This window comes from Streptomyces sp. CA-142005 (genome assembly GCF_050942335.1).
Classification (GTDB): Bacteria; Actinomycetota; Actinomycetes; order Streptomycetales; family Streptomycetaceae; genus Streptomyces.
In genome coordinates this window covers 1,160,861-1,180,958 of sequence record NZ_CP192078.1, presented here as the reverse complement: position 1 = coordinate 1,180,958, position 20,098 = coordinate 1,160,861, and the positions used below count along the sequence as shown (strand labels likewise).

Sequence of the window (20,098 nt, the reverse complement as noted above, 5' to 3'; positions counted from 1 at the left end):
CTGCCGGTGAGGGTGGGGCCATGGAAATCGCCTATGTGGCCGTCACCTGTGCGGCCGTCCTGGCCAACGCGGGCATCGCGGCGGCAGACCTGGCGAAGGCGCCGTTCGTGCTCGCCAACTCGGCCGAGGTCGGCGTGCCCTCCGCCTGGATCCCCGCCCTCGCCGTGCTCAAGGCGGCCGGCGCGGCCGGGCTGCTCCTCGGACTGCTCGGCGCACGCCCCCTGGGCGTCGCGGCCGGTACCGGGCTGGTGCTGTTCTACGTCGGGGCCGTGATCACCCATGTGCGGGCGCGGGTGCTCCACAACATCGCTTTTCCGGGCGTGTTCCTCGCGCTGGCGGTAGGGGCGCTGGCACTGGCGGCCGCCCGGTGACGGGCGGGCGGCGCCCTCGCGGCAGCCGCTCCCAAGTCCCAGCGGAATAGGCGCGGTTCGAGCCCCTGTCAGGTCGGCCCGCGGACCCGTAAACTGCGGGTCCGCAGCCATGGGGGCGCTGCTGACCGGGGGGAGCGATCATGTCCGTGGGTCCGTACGGTCCGAGCCAGGGGTTCCCGGGACCGCCGCTGCCGCCCATGCCGTCGAGCCCGCCACCCGCGCCCCCGGACGCCTGGCGCGCCGTCGCCGTCGCCCTGCTCAACCTCAGCGGTCTCGGCCTCGGATACGCGCTGCTGCGGCGCTGGGTCCCGGCGGCGCTGTGCTGGGTGGCGACGGCGGTGCTGCTGCTCGTGGCGCTGCCCGCGGACGCCGACGGCATCCCGGGGGCAGCGCTCGCCGCGTACGCCGTACTCCTGCTGCTCGCCGCCCTCCACGGCGCCGCCGCCGGACTGCGCACCCGGCTCGCCTGGCCGGCCCGAGCGCCGCTCGCCCTCGTGCTGGGTGCGCTGCTGCTCGCCGTACCGGCGGGTGGCACGCTCTGGTACCGGGACGCCCACGACGAGGCCGTGGAGCAGGCGCTCCTCGACCGCCTCGGCCAGGCCGACCAGTTGGTGGCGACGAGCGGCCGCCGGACGTTCACCTCCGTCGAGTCGGACTACCGGTCGGCGCTGGAGGTCTACCGCGACCTCGCGGAGCACCACTCCGGCTCCCGCGCGGCCGGGCGGCTCCCCGACAGCCTGCGGACCTACTACACGACCGTCGGCGCGGCCTACGGCCACCGGGACTACTGCGACGCCGTCGAGCCGCTGAAGTACCTGCGCACGGTGCCCGGCACCATGCCGAAGGAGCAGCTCGGATCGCTGGCCCGCTGGCCCGACGACCGGCTCGCGACCTCGCTGTACGAGTGCGGGTCCCAGCGCCTCACGGCCGGCGGGACGGACTGGGACGCGCGCTTCGGCGACCTGCTGAACACCTTCCCGCGCTCCGAGGCCGCGACGAAGGTCTCGCCCGCCGTCGACGCGGCCGTGCGGGATGCGGAGAAGGCCGTCGGCCGGAGCGAACCCTGCACGGCCGTGGCGCGGTTGCGTGACCTGGACACCCGGATCGGCGGACTGTCGAAGTCCTCGGGTGACGCGGACGGCACGCTGGCCAAGGCCGCCGATCGCGCCGGCACAAGCGGTGACGCGGGGGAGTACGCCTGCGGAGTCGACCAGTACAAGGACGGCGACTTCGACGCCGCCCAGAAGACCATGGAGGAGTTCGTCTCCGGCGACGGGCACGACAGGAACCGGGCGCGCGCCAAGAAGATCGCCATAGCCGCCGAGGTCGCCCAGACGCTGCCGAAGGCCGGCAGGAAGCTGCCCACCACCGCCTCCGGCGGCAGCATCTCCGTCACGGTGAAGAACGACGGCCCGCACGACATCACCGTGCTCTACACCGGCCCGGTCACCGGCAGCTTCACCCTCAAGGGCTGCGGCGGCTGCACGGCGTACACACTCGCCGACACCCTGATGACCGGCTTCAAGCCGTGCAGCGACAGCGGCAGGCACTACCCGCAGCGCACCATCAGCCTCCCGGCGGGCACCACCTACTTCGTGCACAAGTCGAACGGCCGCAGCACCGCGACCCCGGCCTCCGACACGGCCGTGCTGCGGCCCGGCTACATCTACACGGAGTGCGCCTACACGACCCGGACGCTCGGGTCCGATTACTGACCGGCGGCCGGGACACCCTTTGTCCCGTCAGTGGAAAAAGGATCGGGAGCTCGTGCGCGGCTTCTTCCGCAGGTTCGGTGGCCGCTGATACGTTCCCTGTCGAAAGCCCGATACTGGTGGCCGAAACCGACGGGGAGGGACACGTGAGACGCATGACGGCTCGACCGGCGAACGCGCACCAGGCGCGCCTGCTGAAGCTGCTGCGTGACGGCGGCCCCAACTCCCGCGCCCAGCTCGGCGACCAGGTCGACCTGTCCCGGTCCAAGCTGGCCGTGGAGGTGGACCGGCTCCTGGAGACCGAACTGGTCGTGGCCGACGGACTCGCCGCCTCGCGCGGCGGCCGCCGTTCCCACAACGTCCGGCTCAATCCGGACCTCCGGTTCCTCGGCGTCGACATCGGCGCGACCTCGGTCGACGTCGCCGTCACCAATCCCGAACTGGAGATCCTCGGCCATCTCAACCAGCCGATGGACGTCCGTGAGGGCCCGGTCGCCGTCTTCGAGCAAGTCCTGGACATGGCAGGGAAGTTGAAGGCCGCAGGTTTTGCCGAGGGCTTCGACGGCGCCGGCATCGGCGTGCCCGGACCGGTCCGCTTCCCCGAGGGCGTGCCGGTGGCCCCGCCCATCATGCCCGGCTGGGACGGCTTCCCCGTGCGGGAGGCGCTCAGCCAGGAACTCGGCTGCCCGGTCATGGTCGACAACGACGTGAACCTCATGGCGATGGGGGAGCAGCACGCCGGAGTCGCCCGCACCACGGCCGACTTCCTGTGCGTCAAGATCGGCACCGGTATCGGCTGCGGCATCGTCGTCGGGGGCCATGTCCACCGGGGCACCACCGGCAGCGCCGGCGACATCGGCCACATCCAGGCCGTGCCCGACGGACACCCCTGCGCCTGCGGCAACCGGGGCTGTCTGGAAGCCCACTTCAGCGGTGCGGCACTGGCCCGGGACGCGGTGCAGGCGGCCGCGCAGGGCCTGTCCGCCGAACTCGCCGCCCGGCTGGAGGCGAACGGCACGCTGACCGCCGTGGACGTCGCCGCCGCGGCCGCGGCCGGCGATGCCACCGCGCTGGACCTGATCCGTGAGGGCGGCACCCGAGTCGGTCAGGTCATCGCCGGACTGGTGTCCTTCTTCAACCCCGGCCTGGTGGTGATCGGCGGCGGGGTGACCGGCCTCGGCCACACCCTGCTCGCCGCGATCCGCACCCAGGTCTACCGCCAGTCGCTGCCGCTCGCGACCGGCAACCTGCCCATCGTCCTCGGTGAGTTGGGCCCGACCGCCGGCGTGATCGGCGGAGCCCGGCTGATCAGCGACCACCTCTTCTCACCCGCGTAGGCCGACCCCGGCCGGCTCGGGCCCTGTCGGCACGCGACCTGGCGGCCCTGCGCCGCCGAGGCCCACATGACACGCGGGCCTCCCCGGTGTGTCCGGGGAGGCCCGCGCACGCCTAGGCGTTCCCTGGGCGTTCGCCCTTGGGGCCGCGCCCCCGTTCCGTCTTCGGGCCCCGGCTCCGCCACTGCGGATCCTCCTGCAGGGACTCGTTGGCCGCGGTGTTCGCGTCCTGGTCGGACACACCGGAGTCTTCCGCGTCCTTGCGCAGCCGCGCCCTGCGGGTGTCGTACTTCTTGCTGCCGGGTTCGGGCACGACGATCACCTCCAGCCCTCCGGGTCCCCAGCGCTTCGCGGAGGCAAACAGGGCTTCCCGTGCAGGGACCGGCAGCTCAGCCGGGCGTGTTGTCGACACGCATGCGCACCTGCGCCTCCAGGCGCCGCAGGCTGCCGTCGAGCGCGTCGAACACCGCTTCCTCGCCGGGATCGTCACCGGGGTCGAAGAACGACAGGTGCACGGTCACCTCGCTGGCCCCGCTGCCGATGCCGGACACCTGCAGCCAGCCGGTGTAGCTGTCCTGCTCCCGCGTGCCCCACTCCAGGCGCATCTGGTCGGGCCGGGCCCGCAGCAGGGCGGCCATGTCCTGGCCGGAGCGGTCCTCGTGCACCGTGACGGCGGGCGGATCCTCGGCCTCCACGTGCAGGGCGGCCGGGAGCCATGCGTCGAGCTGGCCCAGGTTGGACGCCTGGTCGAACACCTGCTCGGGCTGTGCGGGCATCGTGCGGGACCATTCGTACTCGGTCATGGTGATACCGCCCTCCGCTCGGAAGTCGTACCCCGACCGCGTGCCCCTTTCCGCGGCGACCGAAAAGCCCGCCCCGGCCCGTGGTGCGATCCGGCCTCGCCCGCCGTGAACTTGTCTGGTCAAGTTTGGTCGTGGTTCTTCCGTTGGACAGTGGCCACCAGTACTCATGTGCCGTTCGTTGTGCACAGTCAGGCCGTGCGGGCGCCGACCTGCAGGGCATCCTCACCAACGGGACGAGGTACCACGTATGCGACTGCGCTGGAGATCCCTCGGCGGGCTTGTCGCCCTCCTCGGCACACTGATCGTCGCCGCCCCCGCCCCCGCCGGGGCGGCCGGGAGCAGCGGCAACCTGATCGTCAACGGCGACGCGGAGGGCGGCGGCTCCTGCACCTCCGACTGGGCGGCCGCCACCACGGTCCCCGGCTGGACCACCGAGGCCGGCGGCCCGGACGTCATGTGCCACAGCGTCGCCTCCTTCGGGCTGCCGAGCGACGGCAGGACACCCGGCAAGGGTTTCTTCGGGCCCGGAAACTTCGGCGACGGAGCGATGACGCAGACCGTCGACGTCTCCTCGGCCGCCTCGGCCATCGACGGCGGGGGAGTGCACTACAACCTCTCCGGCTGGCTCGGCGGCTGGACCACCTACGGCGGCTACGTCGCGGTCGGCCTGCACTTCCACGACGCCGGCGGCCGCCCCGTCGGCGCCGCCGCCAAGCTGCCCACCGTCTCCGCGGGCGACCGGGGTCTGGCCACCAGGTTCCTCTCGCGCAGCACCACCGGCGCGGTGCCGGCCGGCACCCGCTCCATCCAGGTCGAGGTGCAGTTCCTGTCGACGAGCAGCGAGACCGGCTACCTCGACAACCTCTCCCTCACCCTGGACACCCCGGTCACCGCACCCGCCCCGCTCACCCCGCCCGTCTCCGAGGTCCCCGGCTACGACCACGTCTTCATGGTCATGATGGAGAACACGGACTACTCCGAGGTCGTGAACGACCCGGCGGACACGCCGTACATGCACAGCCTCATGGGCCAGGGCGCCACACTCACCGACTTCCACGGCGTCTACCACCCGAGCGACGAGAACTACCTCGCCATAGCCGGCGGCGACACCTACGCCAAGGGCGCCACCTACTTCCCCGACATCAACTCTCCCGAGCGCAACCTCGGTGACACCCTGGAGGCGGCCGGCAAGACCTGGAAGGCCTACGAGCAGGGCATGGGCACCCCCTGCAACACCAAGAACAACTACGACAGTTACTACGAGCCCGACGACGCGCCCTTCATCAACTACACCGACATCAGCGGCGACGCCCAGCGCTGTTCGGCCCACCTGTTCGACACCACGCAGCTCACCACCGACCTGAAGTCCGCGGCCACCACCCCGAACTTCTCCTGGATCGCCGCCGACGACTACTACGACGGCGAGGCCTCCGGCAACGGCAGCACCACCAGCCTGAAGACCCAGGACGGCTGGCTGAAGCAGACCCTCGCCCCGGTGCTCGCCTCCCCCGCCTGGACCCAGCAGCGCTCGCTGCTGATCCTGACCTGGGACGAGAGCCAGAACGAGGCCTACAACCACGTGGTCACCACGGTCGTCGGCTCCCAGGGCACCGTCCCGGCCGGGACCAGCAGCCCCCTCCACTACGACCACTACGGCATCGGCCGCACCATCGAGGCCGCCCTCGGCCTGCCCGGCCTCACGGCCAACGACACCTACGCGACACCGCTCAACGCCGCCTTCGCCCCGTCCACCGCGAGCACGCCGACCCTCACCGGCGACCTGAACGCGGTCTCCGACGGCGGCAACGTCACCTTCCGCTACTCGGTGGCGTCGGCGGCCCAGGTGAACGCCAAGAACTGGATCGGCGTCTACCCGGCGGGCGTCACCCCGGGCAAGCAGTCCTCGCTGACCTGGTCCTACGCGCCGAACGCGAGCGGTGCCCTGACCTTCTCGACCGGCAAGCTGCGCGGAGCGGGCACGTACGACGTGTACTACCTCGCCGACGACGGCTACTCGGTCCTCGCCGGACCGTTCTCCCTGACCGTCGGCTGACCGGCCACCACGCGGGGTTCACAGGCCCAGGGCTATGGCCATACGGGTCAGTTCGGCGGTGTTGGTGATGTTGAGCTTGGCCCGGATGCGCCGCAGGTAGGCGTCCACGGTGTGGGTGGAGAGGCCCATGTGGCGAGCGGTCTGGAGGTAGGTGCGGCCGGCGGCGATGTGCCGGAGCGTCTCGCGCTCGCGCGGAGCCAGCGCGGGGGCGGGGGCTTCGGTGCGGGGAGTGGCGAGAGTGGCGCTCATGGTGCTGTCCTCCGGCGAGGTATCTGACCGTTTAGGGCGATTTGCCCTTGTTCCTTCAGATTGCTCGCCGGACGTCATGGCCGTGTCCGCCGACTGTCACAGGGGCGTCACAGGGAAAAGGGGAATGGTTTGAACCACTGAGCGGCGGGAGGCGGTGCGGTTCGCCTCCGCGGCGGTCATGCCCGGCATGCGTACGTCCGTCAGCACCATGTTCGGACGGCGCGCCACCGCCAGGGGTGGCCGCCTCCTCGCCGCCGCCGGCGGCAGGCCCGCCGCTCGGGGGCACTGCTCATGAACCTGCGTCCCTGTGCACGGCGTAACGACGGTCTACGACCGCATGGGGGACGCCTGAGGCGCTACGCGACGGACGCGCGCGCCGTCCGCTCCACCAGGGAGACACCGTCGCTCATCGAGGCGCTGCCGTTCGACAGTACGGCCACGAGGTAGCGGTGTCCCTTCACGGTGACCTGGCCGACGCTGTTGACGTCCCAGAGGCCGGTGGTGTTGCGCTGCAGCCAGCCGTTCTTGAGCGCCCACGCGCCGCCGGAGCCGCAGGCGGCCGAGACCCCCCAGGACTGCTCGGCGATGACCTTGCCCATGAGGCTGCGGATATAGGTCCGGGACTTCGCGTTCAGGGCGGACTTCGTGCCGGAACCGGCCTTCGCCGTCGTGTCGCCGTCGAACACGGCCCGCAGCAGCCGTATCTGGTCGCTCGCGGTGGTCCGGGTCAGTCCCCACTTCACGCCCGGCCCGCCCGTCGTCGAGGTCAGTCCCAGTCGCTTGTTGGCCGCCGCCAGCCCGGAGGCCTGGCCGATCTCGCGCCAGAGCGCGTTGGCCGCCGTGTTGTCGCTGCGCTCGATCATGGGCTCGGCATGGCCCCGCTCCTCGGCGGTGAGCTGCCGTCCCGCGTCCTGGGCCCGGAGCAGCAGCGCCGCGAGGATGTCGACCTTGACGATGCTGGCGGTGTCGTACGCGCTGTCCCGTCCGTGCAGCACCGGGGTGCGGCCGGTTCCGTCCAGGTCGAGCACGGCGGCGGTGGCGTGCGGGGAGGGGGCCGGAGCGGAGGCCGCCGCGGCTGGTGCCGGGTGCAGCGCGCCGACGGAGACGAGGGTCGCGACCGAGGCCAGCAGGGCGCCGGTCCGTGTGCGTGCGGTGGTGGGGGAGGGGCGAGACGGCATGGCGCCGAACGTAGACAAAGCGTGCGCCGGGCGACGTGGTGGCGGTCACCTTCGGGCCTGTTCGCGGCGAATTGTGAGAAGAGCCACCTGCGCCGCTCAATGGGGCGCATCGCGACATCCGGGTCGGTCGGACGGTGGCCGTCCCCGTCGGTGCGCCGTCCGTACGCCGTATCCGGCCGTGGCCGCTCGCCGCCGCCCTCGTGGTCGCCCTGGTGATCGCGCTCGGTGCCGTCGCCGTGCTCGTCCTCGACCCGGCTCGTCCAGCTCACGGGCTTCGTCACGGCACCCTCGGCACCAGGGCCGCGCGGGTGGCCCCAGACGTCAAGGGCACCCGCCCCATCGCCCAGCCGGTGAACGCCTACACCGACGACCTGCCGCTCACACCGTCCTGGCCCTCGTACCGGAACGACCCGGCGTCCGGCGCGCCCGCCGCGCGGTGCCCTTCGCGGGACCGGCCGGTGCGTCGGTGAGGAGCACGCCCGTCACCAGGGAGGGGCGGATGCGTACGGCCTGGTCCATGCCCTCATCCGGCGCCCAGGGGGCGAGCAGCGTCCGGACCCGGGCCAGGTCCGCGGGGTCCGTGACGAGCCGGGCGTAGCCCGTGACCACCACGCTCCAGCCGAGATGCGTGTCCGGGTCGATCGCGTCGGCCTCGTAGGCGACCACCACGCCCTCGCCTTCGCTGCCCTGCTGCGTGTGCGCGGTCAGCGCAGCACCCTCGTGGGTGCGGATCACGATGTCACCGCCGTCGAGGACGTGGTTGACCGGGCGGACGGTGGGCAGCGCCTGCCGGGTGAAGACGATCCGCCCGAGGGACACGCTGTCCAGCAGGCGCAACGCCTCCACGGGGTCCAGGTCGATGCGCCGGTGCGCCGGCTCGCCGTAACGGATCATGGCTGGCTTCTTCGCGAGTGCGTGACATCCCCCGTCTCCGCCGGCTCCTGGCGCGCGGCGGCGATCCCGGGGGCGGAGCGACACCGCGGGGGATCGGCGCCGCTCCTGACCCCCCACTCTCGCGCGTCCCACGCCGTCCCCCCAGTGTCCTTCGGCCCACGGCGGGAGGGCCGGACGTCCCGATTCCGCCCGTCGGCAGGGTGCGGCGCGAAGTCCTCACGAGCCTGTTCTCCTCTCACCCCGCCGATATCCGGATTGAGGTGCACGATGGTGTGGTGGCACTCGACGGCCGGGTCCGGGACACCGCCCCGAGCCCGCTCGCCGCCCGCCCGGCGCGATCCTGCCCGGCGAGAGGTACGTGGAGTGGGGGCGCGGCGAAGCCGACGGTGCGCGAGAGGAGGCGGTGACGATGAACCGGACACCTCCCACGACGGTCACCCAGGTACGGCTGTGGCGCTGGCGACGCAATCCGCTCAGGCGGCACAGCGACGTCGTCGAGGCCTGGATCGTCCTGGTGACCTGGGTGCTCGCCGTCCTCGGCGGATTCGCCGCCGGTCTCGTGGCGGCCCAGACCGCCGGCGCGGCGTTCTCCGCCCGCGAGGCCCAGGTGCACGCCGTGTCCGCCGTGCTCACCGACGCCGGTGCGCGGACCCCGGCCTCCGGGACCGGCTACGACGACGGGCGGGTGTGGGCCACCGTGCGCTGGACGGGCGCCCACGGCACCGTCCACACCGACCGGGCGAAGGTCATGCCGGGCGCCCCCACCGGATCCCAGGTGACCGTGTGGACCAACCGCGCGGGCCACGTGGTCTCGGCGCCCGTCACGGGAGCCGCCGCCGATCTGCAGGCGGCCCTCACCGGCGTCCTCGTCGCCCCGTCGGCCGCCGCGGCGGTCTGGGGCGCGGGCTGGGTGGTGCGCAGCCGGCTGATCAAGCGGCGCATGGCCGAGTGGGACGAGGAGTGGAAGCAGATCGGTCCCCGCTGGGGGAACTTCAGCGGCGGACGAGGCTGAACACACGCTCCGGGACTGCCTGCGCACGGTCGCAGGACGGCCGGTGCGAGGAGACGGGAGACGACAGGGCGGGAAGGGCCATCCGCTTCTCGCGGATCCGGATTGCGCGGTGCACGGCTCCGGGCCGCTTCCCCGCGTCTGTTCTCGGTCCTTCCCGCCACTACCAGCACACCACGGAAACCGCCGTCCCACCAGGCCCCGCAACCCTCCGCCTTCGCACTCCCCGTCCGCCTGTCACCCGAAAGGGTCGTTCCCGCACCTCACGGGCCTCCCGGCGCATGACAGGACCCGAGCCGGTCAGACATCGCTCATGGAGAGACAGACTCCCGGCAACCCGCTCCCGGGTCCCCGCCCCCCGGCTCGGCACGAGGTCGTGTTCACGGCCGACTTCGGCTCCGCCAGGCAATGGGTGGCGGGCCGTTCCCGGCGTATCCGGACGGAGGCCCGGTGAACCCGGGCGACGACAAGCTGGACCACCTGGTTCCCGACGCCTCCTCCGCGCGCTCCGGTGTCTTCCGGGCCACGCGCCGGCCGACGGCTCCTGGGACACCGGCCTGCTGACGACCGAGGGCAGCCAGGAGGCGTTCACGGTCCGCTCGGGAGACGTGCTGCAGGCCCGGGTACGGCTGCCCGGCGAGATCGGGGCCTGGCCGGCGATCTGGACCTGGCGCGACGGCGACCAGGAGATCGACGTGTTCGAGTACCACCCGGAACACCCGGACCGAGTTCGGGGCACGCTCGGTCGTCTGGTCGGTGAACGGCGTTCAGGTCTTCGCGGACCGGCGGGGAGTGGGGCACCGCTGGCACGCCTTCCTCATCGTCAACCTCTCGGTCTGCGCGGGCCGTTATCACCCGGCGCCCGCCGCGGCGACGACCGAGATGTCCTTCGAGGCGAGCAGTCTCGTCGTACGACGCCCGGCTCCGCACGGACACCCACCGGGCGGGGCGGCCTCCGCCGGGGCCCAGGACCGCGCACCCGGGACGGGCGCGGTCACCTGACCGGGGCGTATCCATACCCTCGGCGGGCCCCTTGGCTCCCGGGTGCCCGTACAACCCTCATGGCTCTCCGAGTGTCCAGTACATGATCAGCCGACCCGGCAGGCCGGGACATGCCCTGTACCACCGAGGAGAGACCCATCGTGCGCCCAGCCCTCCGTCCCGCGGCGGCCTGCGTGGCCGCCGCAGCGATCGGCATCGGCTTCCCCGTGTTCGCCGCACCTGTGGCACACGCCGAGGACCCGGCCCCGGATCTGGTTGTCTCACGGTGGCGCCGGCGGTCGTGCCGTGGGCGACCACGGCCGTGAGCGGGAAGTGCCGCTCGGCCGTGGCGTCCCCGTGGGAGTGGCGTCCGGAACTGGGCAGCCGGCGCAGCAGCATCATGAAGCCGAACGCGGCCACGATCAGCACGACCGCGCACGCCGCCCAGGCCGAACTCCGCACCCCTCCCACCACGTAGGAGGTCCAGGCGACGAGTCCGGCCACGGCGAGGGCCACGTGCCCGAGCACGAGCCACAGCGGCAGCCGCGTCACCCCGGGTGTGCGCTGCCGCAGTCCGCCGTGGCGGACCCACACCGTGCCGAGGTATCCGCCGAGCCCGGCGGTCAGCAGCCACGCGCACAGAACGAAGTCAGCACACCGCACAGGCCGGGCGGAGTCCGGACATCCATCCACTGATTCACCCGTAGGCCCGTAGGGATAAAAGTGGCCTGGGTCCCCCCGGGCCGTCCGAAGGGTGCAAGGGCGTGTTCGCAGTTCAGGCCAGGGTGTCCCGCTGAACGCGCGGCACCGCCGGTGCGGCGGCCGCGGCCGCCGCCTTTAGCGCCGGGATCAGGCCGGCGACCCGTTCGAGCTGGTCGCGCTGGGCGGCCAGGCCCAGGGCGCCCAGGCGGACCACGAGGTGGCGGGCGCCGGCCTCGGCGAACCGGGTGAGCCGTGCGCGTACCTGCTCGGCGGAGCCGGTGACGACCGCCTGGATCCGTTCCAGCTCCGCCAGTGGCATGCCGTAGACGGCCCGCGCGTACGCGTCCAGCTCACGCCGGCCGCCGTCCGTGTCCTCGCCGTCCTCGGTGACCCGCACGGAGACGAAGAGTGCCGGCGTGACGTCCTGCGCCCTGCGCCCGGCGCCGGTCGCCGCCGCGCGCACGTTCAGCAGCCCGGAGGCGTAGTCGGCCGGGTCGGGCGGGTACGGCAGCCAGCCGTCGTACAGCCGGCCGGTACGGGCCTGCGCCGCCGGGGTCCCGCCGCCGAGCCAGACCGGCGGGCCACCGGGACGGTACGGCGCGGTCGCGGGCGGGATGCCGTCGAACCGGAGGATCTCGCCGTGGAAGGAGTCCGCGCCGGCCCACAGGGCCCGCCACAGCGCCACGGTCTCGTCCAGCCGCGCGAAGCGGCGCTCCCAGGGCACCTCGGACAGGTCGTAGAGGGGCCGTCCGAAACGGCCGGGGAAACCCGCGCCGACGGCCACGGTGAGCCGGCCGCCGGACAGCAGGTCGAGGGAGGCCAGGGTCTGCGCGGTCTGCACCGGCCGGCGCAGGAACGGCATCAGGGCCGCCGTGCCCAGGGTCACGCTCTCGGTCGCCGGGGCCAGCGCGGCCAGCATGGTCAGTGCCTCGATGCGCGGACTGATCAGGGAGTCGTTGACGAAGAGGGAGGAGAAGCCCGAGCGCTCGGCCCGGCGGCCGAAGACGACCAGCTCCCGCGGGTCGTCGCCCGGACCCCACTGCGCGGTGCCGGTCGGAAGGAGTACGCCGATGTCCATGCCGCCGATGCTCCGGTGCGGGCTCGTGGCGCGACAATTCCCCGCAGGGAATGGCCGGGACGCCGCGCCGGGCGCTAGAACGGGCGCGTGGACTTCCCCCGCGCCCTGCGCGCCCGCCGCACCAGCCGTCGCCTCAGCCAGCTCGACCTCGCCCTGCGGGCGGGCACCACACAGCGCCACCTGAGCTTCATCGAGTCCGGCAGATCAACCCCCGGCCGCACCATGGTCGTACGCCTCGCCGAGTCGCTGGAACTGCCGCTGCGTGAACGCAACGAGCTGCTGCTGGCCGCCGGGTACGCGCCCGCCTACCCCGAGAGCTCCCTCGACGACCCCGAGCTGGCCCCGGTGCGGACGGCGATCGACCACATCCTGCGCGGGCATCTGCCGTATCCGGCGCTGGTCGTGGACCGGGACGGTGATCTGATCGCCGCGAACGAGGCGTTCGGCGTGCTCACCGAGGGCGCGGCCCCGGAACTCGTCGGCCCCGGCACGAACGTCTACCGGCTGGCACTGCATCCGCAGGGTCTGGCCCCGCGCATCGGCAATCTCGCCGAGTGGTCCCGGCACATCCTGGCCCGCCTCGGCCACCTGCCCGAACTGCGGGACGAACTCGGTGGCTACCTGCCCGAGTTGGAGCCGTCCGCCGATCACCTGGGGTTCGCGGTCCCGCTGCTCCTGCGCTCCTCGTACGGCGAACTACGGCTGATGACGACCGTGACGACCTTCGCCACCGCCGTCGACGTGACCCTCGCCGAGCTGAAACTGGAGGCGTTCCTGCCGGCCGACCCGGCCACCCAGCAGGCCCTGACGGAGCTCGCGGCGCACCGGGACATCGAGGAGCCCGATCAGTCCGCCGCGGTCTTGTCCCCGGGTCGCCCCACCCACTTGAATGCTCCTACCTCCCACAGGAGAACACCTGTCCCACACACGAAGTGAAGGGGTTCTTCTTGACCGCTCTACGCGTCACCGCCGTCACCGCAGCGGCCTGCGCCACCGTGCTCGCCGTCGCGCTGCCCTCCTCCGCGATCAACTCGTACAACGCCACGCCCGCACCCGAACGCACCGAGGTCGGGGCGCTCGTGGCCACCTGGGACGCCGACAACGACCCGGCGACCCCGGACCGTGTGGACTGGGTGTGTTCCGGCACGATGATCGACGCCGACACCTTCCTGACCGCGGCCCACTGCACCAGCGACTGGCCGGCCGGCGTCCGGTTCTACGTCTCACTCGACCAGGACGTCCAGGCCGGGCTCGACGCCGCCGCGAAGAAGTACCCGGGCGACCCGGCCGCCCAGGCGAACGCCGTGGCCGTCGAGGGCGTCGCGCACACCCACCCCGGCTATCCGGGCCCCGCCTCCGACCCGCACGACATGGCGGTGATCGAACTGCCCGCCGCCAAGGTCGCCTCCCGCTGGTCCTTCACTCCGGCCACCCTGCCGACCGAGAACCAGCTGGGCGCGCTCGGCCCCCAGGGCCTGAACTCCACCGACTGGTTCGTGGCCGGGTACGGCACGCAGGAGGCCGCCAGGGGTCCGGGCGGCCAGACCCATCCCGGCGGAGGCGTCCGCATGAAGGCACCCGTGACCTTCGACGCCCTCAACGCGGCCTGGGTCAGGCTCGCCATGACGGCTCCCCAGGGCAACGGCGGTGCCTGCTACGGCGACTCCGGCGGGCCCAACTTCGCGGTCGTCGGCGGCAAGAACATCCTGGCTTCCACCACCATCACCGGCGACACCCCCTGCTACGCCACCAACGTCACCTATCGCCTCGACACACCCGAAGCCCGAGCCTTCCTGGCACCGTTCGTCAAACTGCCCTGAGGGTGAACGGCCCGCCCCGGGCGGGCCGTTGGCGGATCTCCTCCTGCCGGGGCACGTTCTTCCGACCGGGTGGGTCAGTCGCGGGAGTTGCCGAACAGGAGGCGGTAACCGATGAGCAGCACCAGGGAGCCGGCGATCGCCGCGCCCCAGGTGTAGAGGTCGAAGAAGTGCTTCTCCACCGGGCGGTCCAGGAAGCGGGCGGAGAGCCAGCCGCCGATGAAGGATCCCGCGACGCCGATGAGGGTGGTGCCGATCAGCCCGCCCGGGTCGCGGCCGGGCAGCAGGATCTTGGCGATCGCTCCGGCGAACAGGCCGAGGATGATCCAGCCGATGATGCCCATGGTCTTGTTCCTCCTGTCGGGTCGGGATCCGCGCCGAGTGCACCGGAGACCGACACTTCGTCTGCCTGCTCGCGCAAGCCTAGGGGCGGGTCGAGCCGTCCTGACAAGGGCCGTTGGCCTTCGGCGGGCCTCTGGTGATGTCCCGTCGAGGTTCTGCTACATGATGAAGACATTGGGCAATCGAGGAAGTCGGAGTGGGCTGGGCCGCCAGGCGGACACCGGGTATGAACCGGACGCGCGAACCGTGGCCAGGCCTTCGGGCAGGCGCACCGCGCGCACATTGGCGTCCTCGACAGCACGGCCCCGCCCCGGACCGGGTCGCCGCCCGCAGACGGGTCCCGGCGCCGATGTGCCGCTCGCCGTGCCGAAGCCTCCGGTCGCCGCCCCGCCGGCCCCGGCGTTCACCGTAACCCCGTTCAGCACCGGGAGTTCCAGCGTGACCTGCTCCTTCGACGAGCCAGAGATGATCAGCAACTTCTTCCCGGGCGCCGGAACCGGGCGCCTACACTGGGTGGGCGCGTGTGCGTCGGCTGTGACGAGGGCGGGGACGGGAGAGGGCTGTGACGGAGAGCGCCGCCGGCTTCGGGGACCCGCCCGCCGAGGTGCTGGCCGAGGCCGCCGTGGCGTTCGGCCTGCTCGCCTCCTCCGCCCGGCTGCATCTGATGTGGGCCCTGTCGCAGGGGGAGAGCGATGTCACGCATCTCGCCGACCGGGTGGGCGGAGCGCTCCCCGCGGTCAGTCAGCACCTGGCCAAGCTCAAGCTCGCCGGACTCGTCCGCTCGCGCCGTGAGGGCCGACGGCAGGTGTACTACATCGACGACCCCGACGTCGTGACCTTGGTCCGGATGATGGTGGGCCAGCTGACCGCGCGCTCGACGCACACCGCCGCCGCTGCCCACGGCCTGCGCTGGACCGGCGGCTGAGAGCACTGCGCGAACCGTCGGCGCTGTTCCGATCCTTTCTTTATGCCGCCTATGCGCCGCTTTTGCGCAAGGCCTATATGTCGCTCTTATATGAGGCGCGTAGACTCCCGCTCCCATACCGCCCCAGGCCCGCACGGCGGTCCATGAGATGCCTCACCTGTGAATCATGTGTGTATCTGTGCAGTTCGGGCCACAGGTTTGTTAGATTGCGCAACCACGCAAGCAACGGTGGAGCGACGCGCTCCGTCCGCCCGTACATCGCCGCGCGGGCCGGGCCGTACACCCCACGGCCCGGCCCGCAGGGCCCGACCGTTCATGGGAGTGGGAGATGAGCGACCCGTGGGACGGGCCCACCGGGCAGGCCACGCGCAGCCGTAGCGCGCGGGTGCCCGGACAGCGAACGGCCGAACCCGACGGGCCGCCTCGGCCGGGCGGCCGGGCCGCGGCCCGGGCGGCTGCCCGCGGACGCGGCAGGCGGGGGCGCCGGGCCCGTTCGGTGGGCCGCGGCAGGAAGGCGCTGAAGATCCTCGGAATAGGCCTGTCCGTGATCATCGTGGTTACTGCCGGTGCGGGCTGGTGGTTCTACCAGCACCTGAACGGCAACATCCACAGCGTCGCCCTCGACGGCAAAGGCGGCAACGAGAAGGCCGACGCCTTCGGCCGCACCCCGATCAACATCCTGGTCATGGGCTCGGACGGCCGTACCAGCCAGGCCGACTGCAAGCTCGGCGGCGGCTGCTCGAGGACCGGGGTGCAGAGCGGCAGCAACGCGGACGTGCAGATGGTGGTGCACATATCCGCCGACCGCTCCAACGCGACGGTCATGAGCATCCCGCGCGACACGATGACCCAGGTCCCGGCCTGCAAGGACACGGAGACGGGCCAGTCCACGTCGGGCTACTACGGTCAGATCAACAGCGCCCTGCAGTACGGCCCCGCCTGCCAGGTGGCCACGGTCCACCGGCTCACCGGCATCCCGATCGACCACTTCGTCAAGCTCGACTTCTCCGGCGTCGTGAAGATGTCCGACGCCATCGGCGGCGTCTCCGTCTGTGTCAGCGACAACGTGTACGACACCTACTCCCATCTGAAGCTGTCCAAGGGCACCCACACCCTCAAGGGCAAGGCGGCGCTGGAGTTCGTCCGCTCCCGCCACGGCTTCGGCGACGGCAGCGATCTCGGCCGTACGATCTCGCAGCACATCTTCCTCGGCTCGATGATCCGCAAGTTCAAGAGCGCCGGCACGCTCACCGACCCCACCGCGGTCTACGGGCTGGCCGACGCCGCCACCAAGGCGCTGACCGTGGACGACGGCCTGGGCAGCGTGAAGAAGCTCATCTCGCTCGCGTCGGACGTGGACAAGGTGCCGACCAAGCGGATGACGTTCACGACGATGCAGACGGCCCCCGACCCGAACAACAAGGACCGGGTGGTCGTGGGCCAGGGTGCCAGGACCCTGTTCTCCACCATCGCCAACGACCAGTCGCTCACCACGGGCTCCGGCAAGAAGTCCGCGGCGGCCTCGGCGACCGCGAAGGCCACCGCGTCGGCCGTGCCCGCCTCGCAGATCGCCGTCACCGTCGAGAACGGCACCTCGGTCACCGGCCGCGCCTCGGCCGTCGCGACCGCGCTGACCGATCAGGGCTTCAGCTCCGGCACGACCACGGCCAACGCGCCGAGCCCGGCGACGACGACCACGCTGACCTACGGCACCGATCAGAAGGCGCAGGCCACGTCGGTCGCCAAGGCGCTCGGTCTGCCCTCCTCGCACCTGAAGCAGGGCACCGGCAGCGGCCTGACCCTGGTGATCGGCAGCGACTGGCCCAGCGGCACCGGCTTCCCGGGCGGCACCTCCTCACCCGCGCCGGCCGACACCCAGGCCGCCGTCGGAGGCGCCCACGCCTCCACCGCCGACCAGGCCAAGACCTGCGCCAAGGTCAGCCCCTACAGGACGGTCAGCCTCAACGGCGTCGCCATGACACCGGCCCAGGCGTACGCCGCGGCGCGCGGTAAGCCCGACTCCGACGCCTGACCGCCGGCGACCGAGCGGGTGACCCGGTTGTACAGTTGCGCAAGACCGCAAGTCGGAGAGGGGTGGGCGCGATGTTCCGCAACGGACTGGAACCCTGGCACCTGCTGATCGTGGCGATCGTCGTGATCGTGCTGTTCGGCTCGAAGAAGCTGCCCGAGGCCGCCCGTGGACTGGGCAAGTCCATGCGCATCCTCAAGAGCGAGGCCAAGGCCATGAAGGAGGACGACACCGCGAGGCCGTCCACCGCTCCCACGGTCGCGAGCGGGCCGGCCGACTGAGCCGCGTCCACCGCGCGGATCAGGGGCTGGCGACGTCGAAGCCGTACCGCAGGGGCTCGCTGGTGACGGTGTAGTCGCGGCGGTACAGATACACCGCCTCGGCGCGTACGCCACCGTGCGGTGCGGCCTCGACCGGGCAGGGGTACGTCACCTGGATCACGCGCGGCCGGTCGGAGACCTTCATCCGCAGCCCGTCCGCCGGCCCGCCGTCGAGCACGGCGGTCTCCCAACCCGTCACCTCGGTAGTCTCCACGACGGAAAGTTTAAGGGTTGCGCAAGTTTCGGGCCCGTGAGCCGGGTCACGGGGCGCCCCGCCTGCGCGGTCGGTCCTGCATCAGCGCGCGTGCCGGCTCGCCGAAACCCGGGCCGGGCTACGCGGGCCGCTGGGAGGCGGCCGCTTCGGGGCGCAGGTCGGAGAGGGTCAACGGGTATGCCGGAGGGTCGGGCACGGCGATGCGGGAGGTCACCCGCAGATCGGCGGCCACGTGCAGCAACTCGCCGGGAGACATGAGCTGCCACTGCGGGCTCTCGTCCATGGGCTCGCTGGCCACCACGACCGCCGGACGCTCACCCAGATGCGCGGAGCGCACCCGCAGATGACCGTGCCTGCCGGCGTGGTCGAGATGCCGCGATCCGTGGTGACCGCCTGCCGGGCGCCGTAGCACGTACAACTCGTGGGTGGCGGGATAACGCAGCGCCCAGAGCTCTCGCGCCGTGACGAGGACGATGTTGAGGGCGTACAGCGGCAGGTTCCCGGCGACCCAGCGGGCCGCCGACTCGATGCCGGCGGACACGTCCCCGCCGTGCGCCGCCGTCTCCCGCGTGACCAGGGCGAAGAAACGCTCGGAGTCGGTGTCCCCGTGCACCAGCGAACGGTCCTCGCCGAGCCGGAGGTCGAGTCTGTCCAGCCCCTCGATCACACCGTTGTGCGCGAACAGCCTTCCGTCCTGCTCGAAGGGGTGTGTGTTGCGCACGTCCAGCCCTCCGGTCGAGGCGTAGCGGATGTGCGCGAGGAAGGTGGCCGACTCCACCTCCCGGGCCTCCCGGGCGAAGGCGCGGTCCTCGTACGCGGCGATCGCGGCCTTGTGCACCTCCGGCGTGCCTGCCGCGTCGAAGAACCCGAGCCCGGTGCCGTCGGGCTCGCGGCGGCTCTGCACGCTGAGACTGTCGGGGGCGTCCAGCAGCCAGAACGTGGCGTGAGTCCGCAGCGGGGAGCTGATCAGCCCGAACAGTCGGCACACGGCTTCCTCCTCGTCGCCCGTCTTCCGCCGAGCCCGGTCGTCCGGCGCCCTGCCCGGACGACCATGGTCCCGCGCGCCGGACGTTGACGCACTCGCGCCACGGACGGAATCCGGCGCGCCCTCGCACCCCTCGGCCCCGTCGACGGCTTCCTCAAGCGGCCGGTCGCAGCACCGAGTCGAGCGCTGCGTCGATCGTCGGATGAGCGAAGGAGAAACCCGCCTTGTGCAGGGCGGCCGGTAGGACGCGTGCGCTGCACGTGATGCTCGCGGCGAACTCGCCGAGCGCCGCGCGCAGGGCGAGGGCCGGGACGGCGGCGAGCGCCGGACGGTGCAGGGCGCGGCCCAGCGCCCGCGTCACCTCGCGGTTCGTGAGCGGTTCGGGCGCCGTGAAGTTGACCGGCCCGGACAGCTCCTCGGTGCCGAGGGCGAACCGGAGCGCGGCGACGTGGTCCGTCAGCGAGATGAACGGCCAGTACTGCTCGCCGGAGCCGAGCCGGCCGCCCAGGCCGAAGCGGAAGAGCGGGAGGAGCCGGCCGAACGCCCCTCCGTCGGCGGAGACGACCAGGCCGGTGCGCGGGTGCACCACGCGGATGCCGGCCCGTCGAGCCGGATCGGCGGCCGCCTCCCAGTCGGCGCAGACGGCGGCCAGGAAGTCGTCTCCGGCCGGCTCGCTCTCGTCGACGATCCGTTCGCCGGTGTCGCCGTAGTAACCGGTCGCGGACGCGGACACCAGGACACGCGGCGGGTCGGCGGACGCGGCGCAGGCTCGCGCGACGGTGTCGGTGCCGCGCAGCCGGCTGTCGCGGATCTCCCGCTTGTAGGCGGCGGTCCACCGTTTGTCGCCGACTCCCGCGCCGGCCAGGTGCACGACGGCGTCGGCGCCGTCGAGCGAGCCGGGTTCGACCCGGCCCGCGACCGGATCCCAGTGCGCGGACTCGCTGCCGTCGTCAGGGGTGACGGCGGACCGGTCGCGGACCAGGCGGATCACCTGGTGGCCGTCGGCGAGGAGGGAGCGGGTGAGGGCGGAGCCGATGAGTCCGGTGGACCCGGTGATTGCGACGCGCATGGCGTCCTCCCGAGGAGCCTTGTGTTTCAAATT

Annotated in this window: 21 protein-coding genes and 1 pseudogene; 12 read left to right on the top strand and 10 right to left on the bottom strand. The window is 72.2% G+C overall.

Going from position 1 to position 20,098, the window contains the following annotated elements:
* The first annotated feature begins 20 nt into the window (after window positions 1-20).
* From ACQPXS_RS05815 to ACQPXS_RS05805, 3 genes are all read left to right on the top strand, one after another.
* The gene (locus tag ACQPXS_RS05815) at window positions 21-371 is read left to right on the top strand and encodes a DoxX family protein (RefSeq protein ID WP_351801625.1); all 351 of its coding nucleotides are present in this window, start codon (window positions 21-23) and stop codon (window positions 369-371) included.
* Between the two features lie 140 nt (window positions 372-511).
* Entirely contained in the window at window positions 512-2,086 is a 1,575-nt protein-coding gene (locus ACQPXS_RS05810; protein ID WP_433447587.1) for a hypothetical protein, read from the top strand.
* Between the two features lie 152 nt (window positions 2,087-2,238).
* The gene (locus tag ACQPXS_RS05805) at window positions 2,239-3,420 is read left to right on the top strand and encodes an ROK family protein (protein WP_433447584.1); all 1,182 of its coding nucleotides are present in this window, start codon (window positions 2,239-2,241) and stop codon (window positions 3,418-3,420) included.
* Between the two features lie 112 nt (window positions 3,421-3,532).
* Here ACQPXS_RS05805 and ACQPXS_RS05800 read toward each other — a convergent pair whose 3' ends face one another.
* Window positions 3,533-3,730 carry a hypothetical protein gene (locus ACQPXS_RS05800; protein WP_433447582.1) on the bottom strand — a complete coding sequence of 66 codons (198 nt, stop codon included), beginning with the start codon at window positions 3,728-3,730 and terminating at the stop codon, window positions 3,533-3,535.
* Between the two features lie 76 nt (window positions 3,731-3,806).
* The gene (locus ACQPXS_RS05795; protein ID WP_433447579.1) at window positions 3,807-4,220 is read right to left on the bottom strand and encodes an SRPBCC family protein; all 414 of its coding nucleotides are present in this window, start codon (window positions 4,218-4,220) and stop codon (window positions 3,807-3,809) included.
* Between the two features lie 247 nt (window positions 4,221-4,467).
* Here ACQPXS_RS05795 and ACQPXS_RS05790 point away from each other — a divergent pair, with 247 nt between their 5' ends.
* Window positions 4,468-6,273: an alkaline phosphatase family protein gene (locus tag ACQPXS_RS05790; RefSeq protein WP_433447577.1), complete on the top strand. Its 1,806-nt coding sequence runs from the start codon at window positions 4,468-4,470 to the stop codon at window positions 6,271-6,273.
* An 18-nt stretch (window positions 6,274-6,291) separates the two neighbouring features.
* On the opposite strand, the gene ACQPXS_RS05785 is transcribed toward ACQPXS_RS05790, so the two are convergent.
* From ACQPXS_RS05785 to ACQPXS_RS05775, 3 genes are all read right to left on the bottom strand, one after another.
* Entirely contained in the window at window positions 6,292-6,522 is a 231-nt protein-coding gene (locus ACQPXS_RS05785) for a response regulator transcription factor (RefSeq protein WP_351801615.1), read from the bottom strand.
* Between the two features lie 356 nt (window positions 6,523-6,878).
* Window positions 6,879-7,700: a serine hydrolase gene (locus tag ACQPXS_RS05780; protein WP_433447574.1), complete on the bottom strand. Its 822-nt coding sequence runs from the start codon at window positions 7,698-7,700 to the stop codon at window positions 6,879-6,881.
* 378 nt (window positions 7,701-8,078) lie between these two features.
* Window positions 8,079-8,594 carry a pyridoxamine 5'-phosphate oxidase family protein gene (locus ACQPXS_RS05775; RefSeq protein WP_433447572.1) on the bottom strand — a complete coding sequence of 172 codons (516 nt, stop codon included), beginning with the start codon at window positions 8,592-8,594 and terminating at the stop codon, window positions 8,079-8,081.
* Window positions 8,595-9,003: 409 nt separating this feature from the next.
* On the opposite strand from ACQPXS_RS05775, the gene ACQPXS_RS05770 reads away from it, so the two are divergent.
* The 3 genes and pseudogenes from ACQPXS_RS05770 (at window position 9,004) to ACQPXS_RS05760 (ending at window position 11,062) form a co-directional block, all read left to right on the top strand.
* Window positions 9,004-9,606: an Rv1733c family protein gene (locus ACQPXS_RS05770; protein ID WP_433447569.1), complete on the top strand. Its 603-nt coding sequence runs from the start codon at window positions 9,004-9,006 to the stop codon at window positions 9,604-9,606.
* 310 nt (window positions 9,607-9,916) lie between these two features.
* Window positions 9,917-10,605 (top strand): annotated as a pseudogene (locus ACQPXS_RS05765) (beta-glucanase).
* A gap of 280 nt (window positions 10,606-10,885) precedes the next feature.
* Window positions 10,886-11,062 carry a hypothetical protein gene (locus tag ACQPXS_RS05760; protein ID WP_433447567.1) on the top strand — a complete coding sequence of 59 codons (177 nt, stop codon included), beginning with the start codon at window positions 10,886-10,888 and terminating at the stop codon, window positions 11,060-11,062.
* A 297-nt stretch (window positions 11,063-11,359) separates the two neighbouring features.
* On the opposite strand, the gene ACQPXS_RS05755 is transcribed toward ACQPXS_RS05760, so the two are convergent.
* The gene (locus ACQPXS_RS05755; RefSeq protein WP_433447565.1) at window positions 11,360-12,364 is read right to left on the bottom strand and encodes an LLM class flavin-dependent oxidoreductase; all 1,005 of its coding nucleotides are present in this window, start codon (window positions 12,362-12,364) and stop codon (window positions 11,360-11,362) included.
* Window positions 12,365-12,451: 87 nt separating this feature from the next.
* Between ACQPXS_RS05755 and ACQPXS_RS05750 the strand changes: the two genes are divergently transcribed.
* Both ACQPXS_RS05750 and ACQPXS_RS05745 read left to right on the top strand, forming a co-directional pair.
* Window positions 12,452-13,300 (top strand): helix-turn-helix domain-containing protein, encoded by an 849-nt coding sequence (locus ACQPXS_RS05750; protein WP_433447562.1) that lies wholly within the window; start codon window positions 12,452-12,454, stop codon window positions 13,298-13,300.
* An 11-nt stretch (window positions 13,301-13,311) separates the two neighbouring features.
* Window positions 13,312-14,184 carry a trypsin-like serine protease gene (locus ACQPXS_RS05745; protein ID WP_433447559.1) on the top strand — a complete coding sequence of 291 codons (873 nt, stop codon included), beginning with the start codon at window positions 13,312-13,314 and terminating at the stop codon, window positions 14,182-14,184.
* Window positions 14,185-14,258: 74 nt separating this feature from the next.
* Here the strand turns inward: ACQPXS_RS05745 and ACQPXS_RS05740 are convergent, their stop codons facing one another.
* Window positions 14,259-14,525 (bottom strand): GlsB/YeaQ/YmgE family stress response membrane protein, encoded by a 267-nt coding sequence (locus tag ACQPXS_RS05740; RefSeq protein WP_351801600.1) that lies wholly within the window; start codon window positions 14,523-14,525, stop codon window positions 14,259-14,261.
* 560 nt (window positions 14,526-15,085) lie between these two features.
* Here ACQPXS_RS05740 and ACQPXS_RS05735 point away from each other — a divergent pair.
* The 3 genes from ACQPXS_RS05735 (at window position 15,086) to tatA (ending at window position 17,758) form a co-directional block, all read left to right on the top strand.
* A complete protein-coding gene (locus ACQPXS_RS05735) occupies window positions 15,086-15,448 on the top strand; it encodes an ArsR/SmtB family transcription factor (protein WP_433447556.1) in 363 nt (120 codons plus the stop codon).
* Window positions 15,449-15,776: 328 nt separating this feature from the next.
* Entirely contained in the window at window positions 15,777-17,480 is a 1,704-nt protein-coding gene (locus ACQPXS_RS05730) for an LCP family protein (RefSeq protein ID WP_433447553.1), read from the top strand.
* Between the two features lie 71 nt (window positions 17,481-17,551).
* Window positions 17,552-17,758, top strand: coding sequence for a Sec-independent protein translocase subunit TatA (tatA, locus tag ACQPXS_RS05725; protein WP_433447551.1), 207 nt, complete (start codon window positions 17,552-17,554; stop codon window positions 17,756-17,758).
* A gap of 19 nt (window positions 17,759-17,777) precedes the next feature.
* Here tatA and ACQPXS_RS05720 read toward each other — a convergent pair whose 3' ends face one another.
* The 3 genes from ACQPXS_RS05720 to ACQPXS_RS05710 all read right to left on the bottom strand — a co-directional run bounded on the left by ACQPXS_RS05720 (window position 17,778) and on the right by ACQPXS_RS05710 (window position 20,065).
* Entirely contained in the window at window positions 17,778-18,011 is a 234-nt protein-coding gene (locus tag ACQPXS_RS05720; RefSeq protein WP_351801592.1) for a hypothetical protein, read from the bottom strand.
* Window positions 18,012-18,129: 118 nt separating this feature from the next.
* Window positions 18,130-18,999 carry a class II glutamine amidotransferase gene (locus ACQPXS_RS05715; RefSeq protein ID WP_433447548.1) on the bottom strand — a complete coding sequence of 290 codons (870 nt, stop codon included), beginning with the start codon at window positions 18,997-18,999 and terminating at the stop codon, window positions 18,130-18,132.
* 151 nt (window positions 19,000-19,150) lie between these two features.
* On the bottom strand, window positions 19,151-20,065 hold the full coding sequence (locus ACQPXS_RS05710) for a TIGR01777 family oxidoreductase (RefSeq protein WP_433447546.1): 915 nt from the start codon (window positions 20,063-20,065) through the stop codon (window positions 19,151-19,153).
* Window positions 20,066-20,098 lie beyond the last annotated feature (33 nt).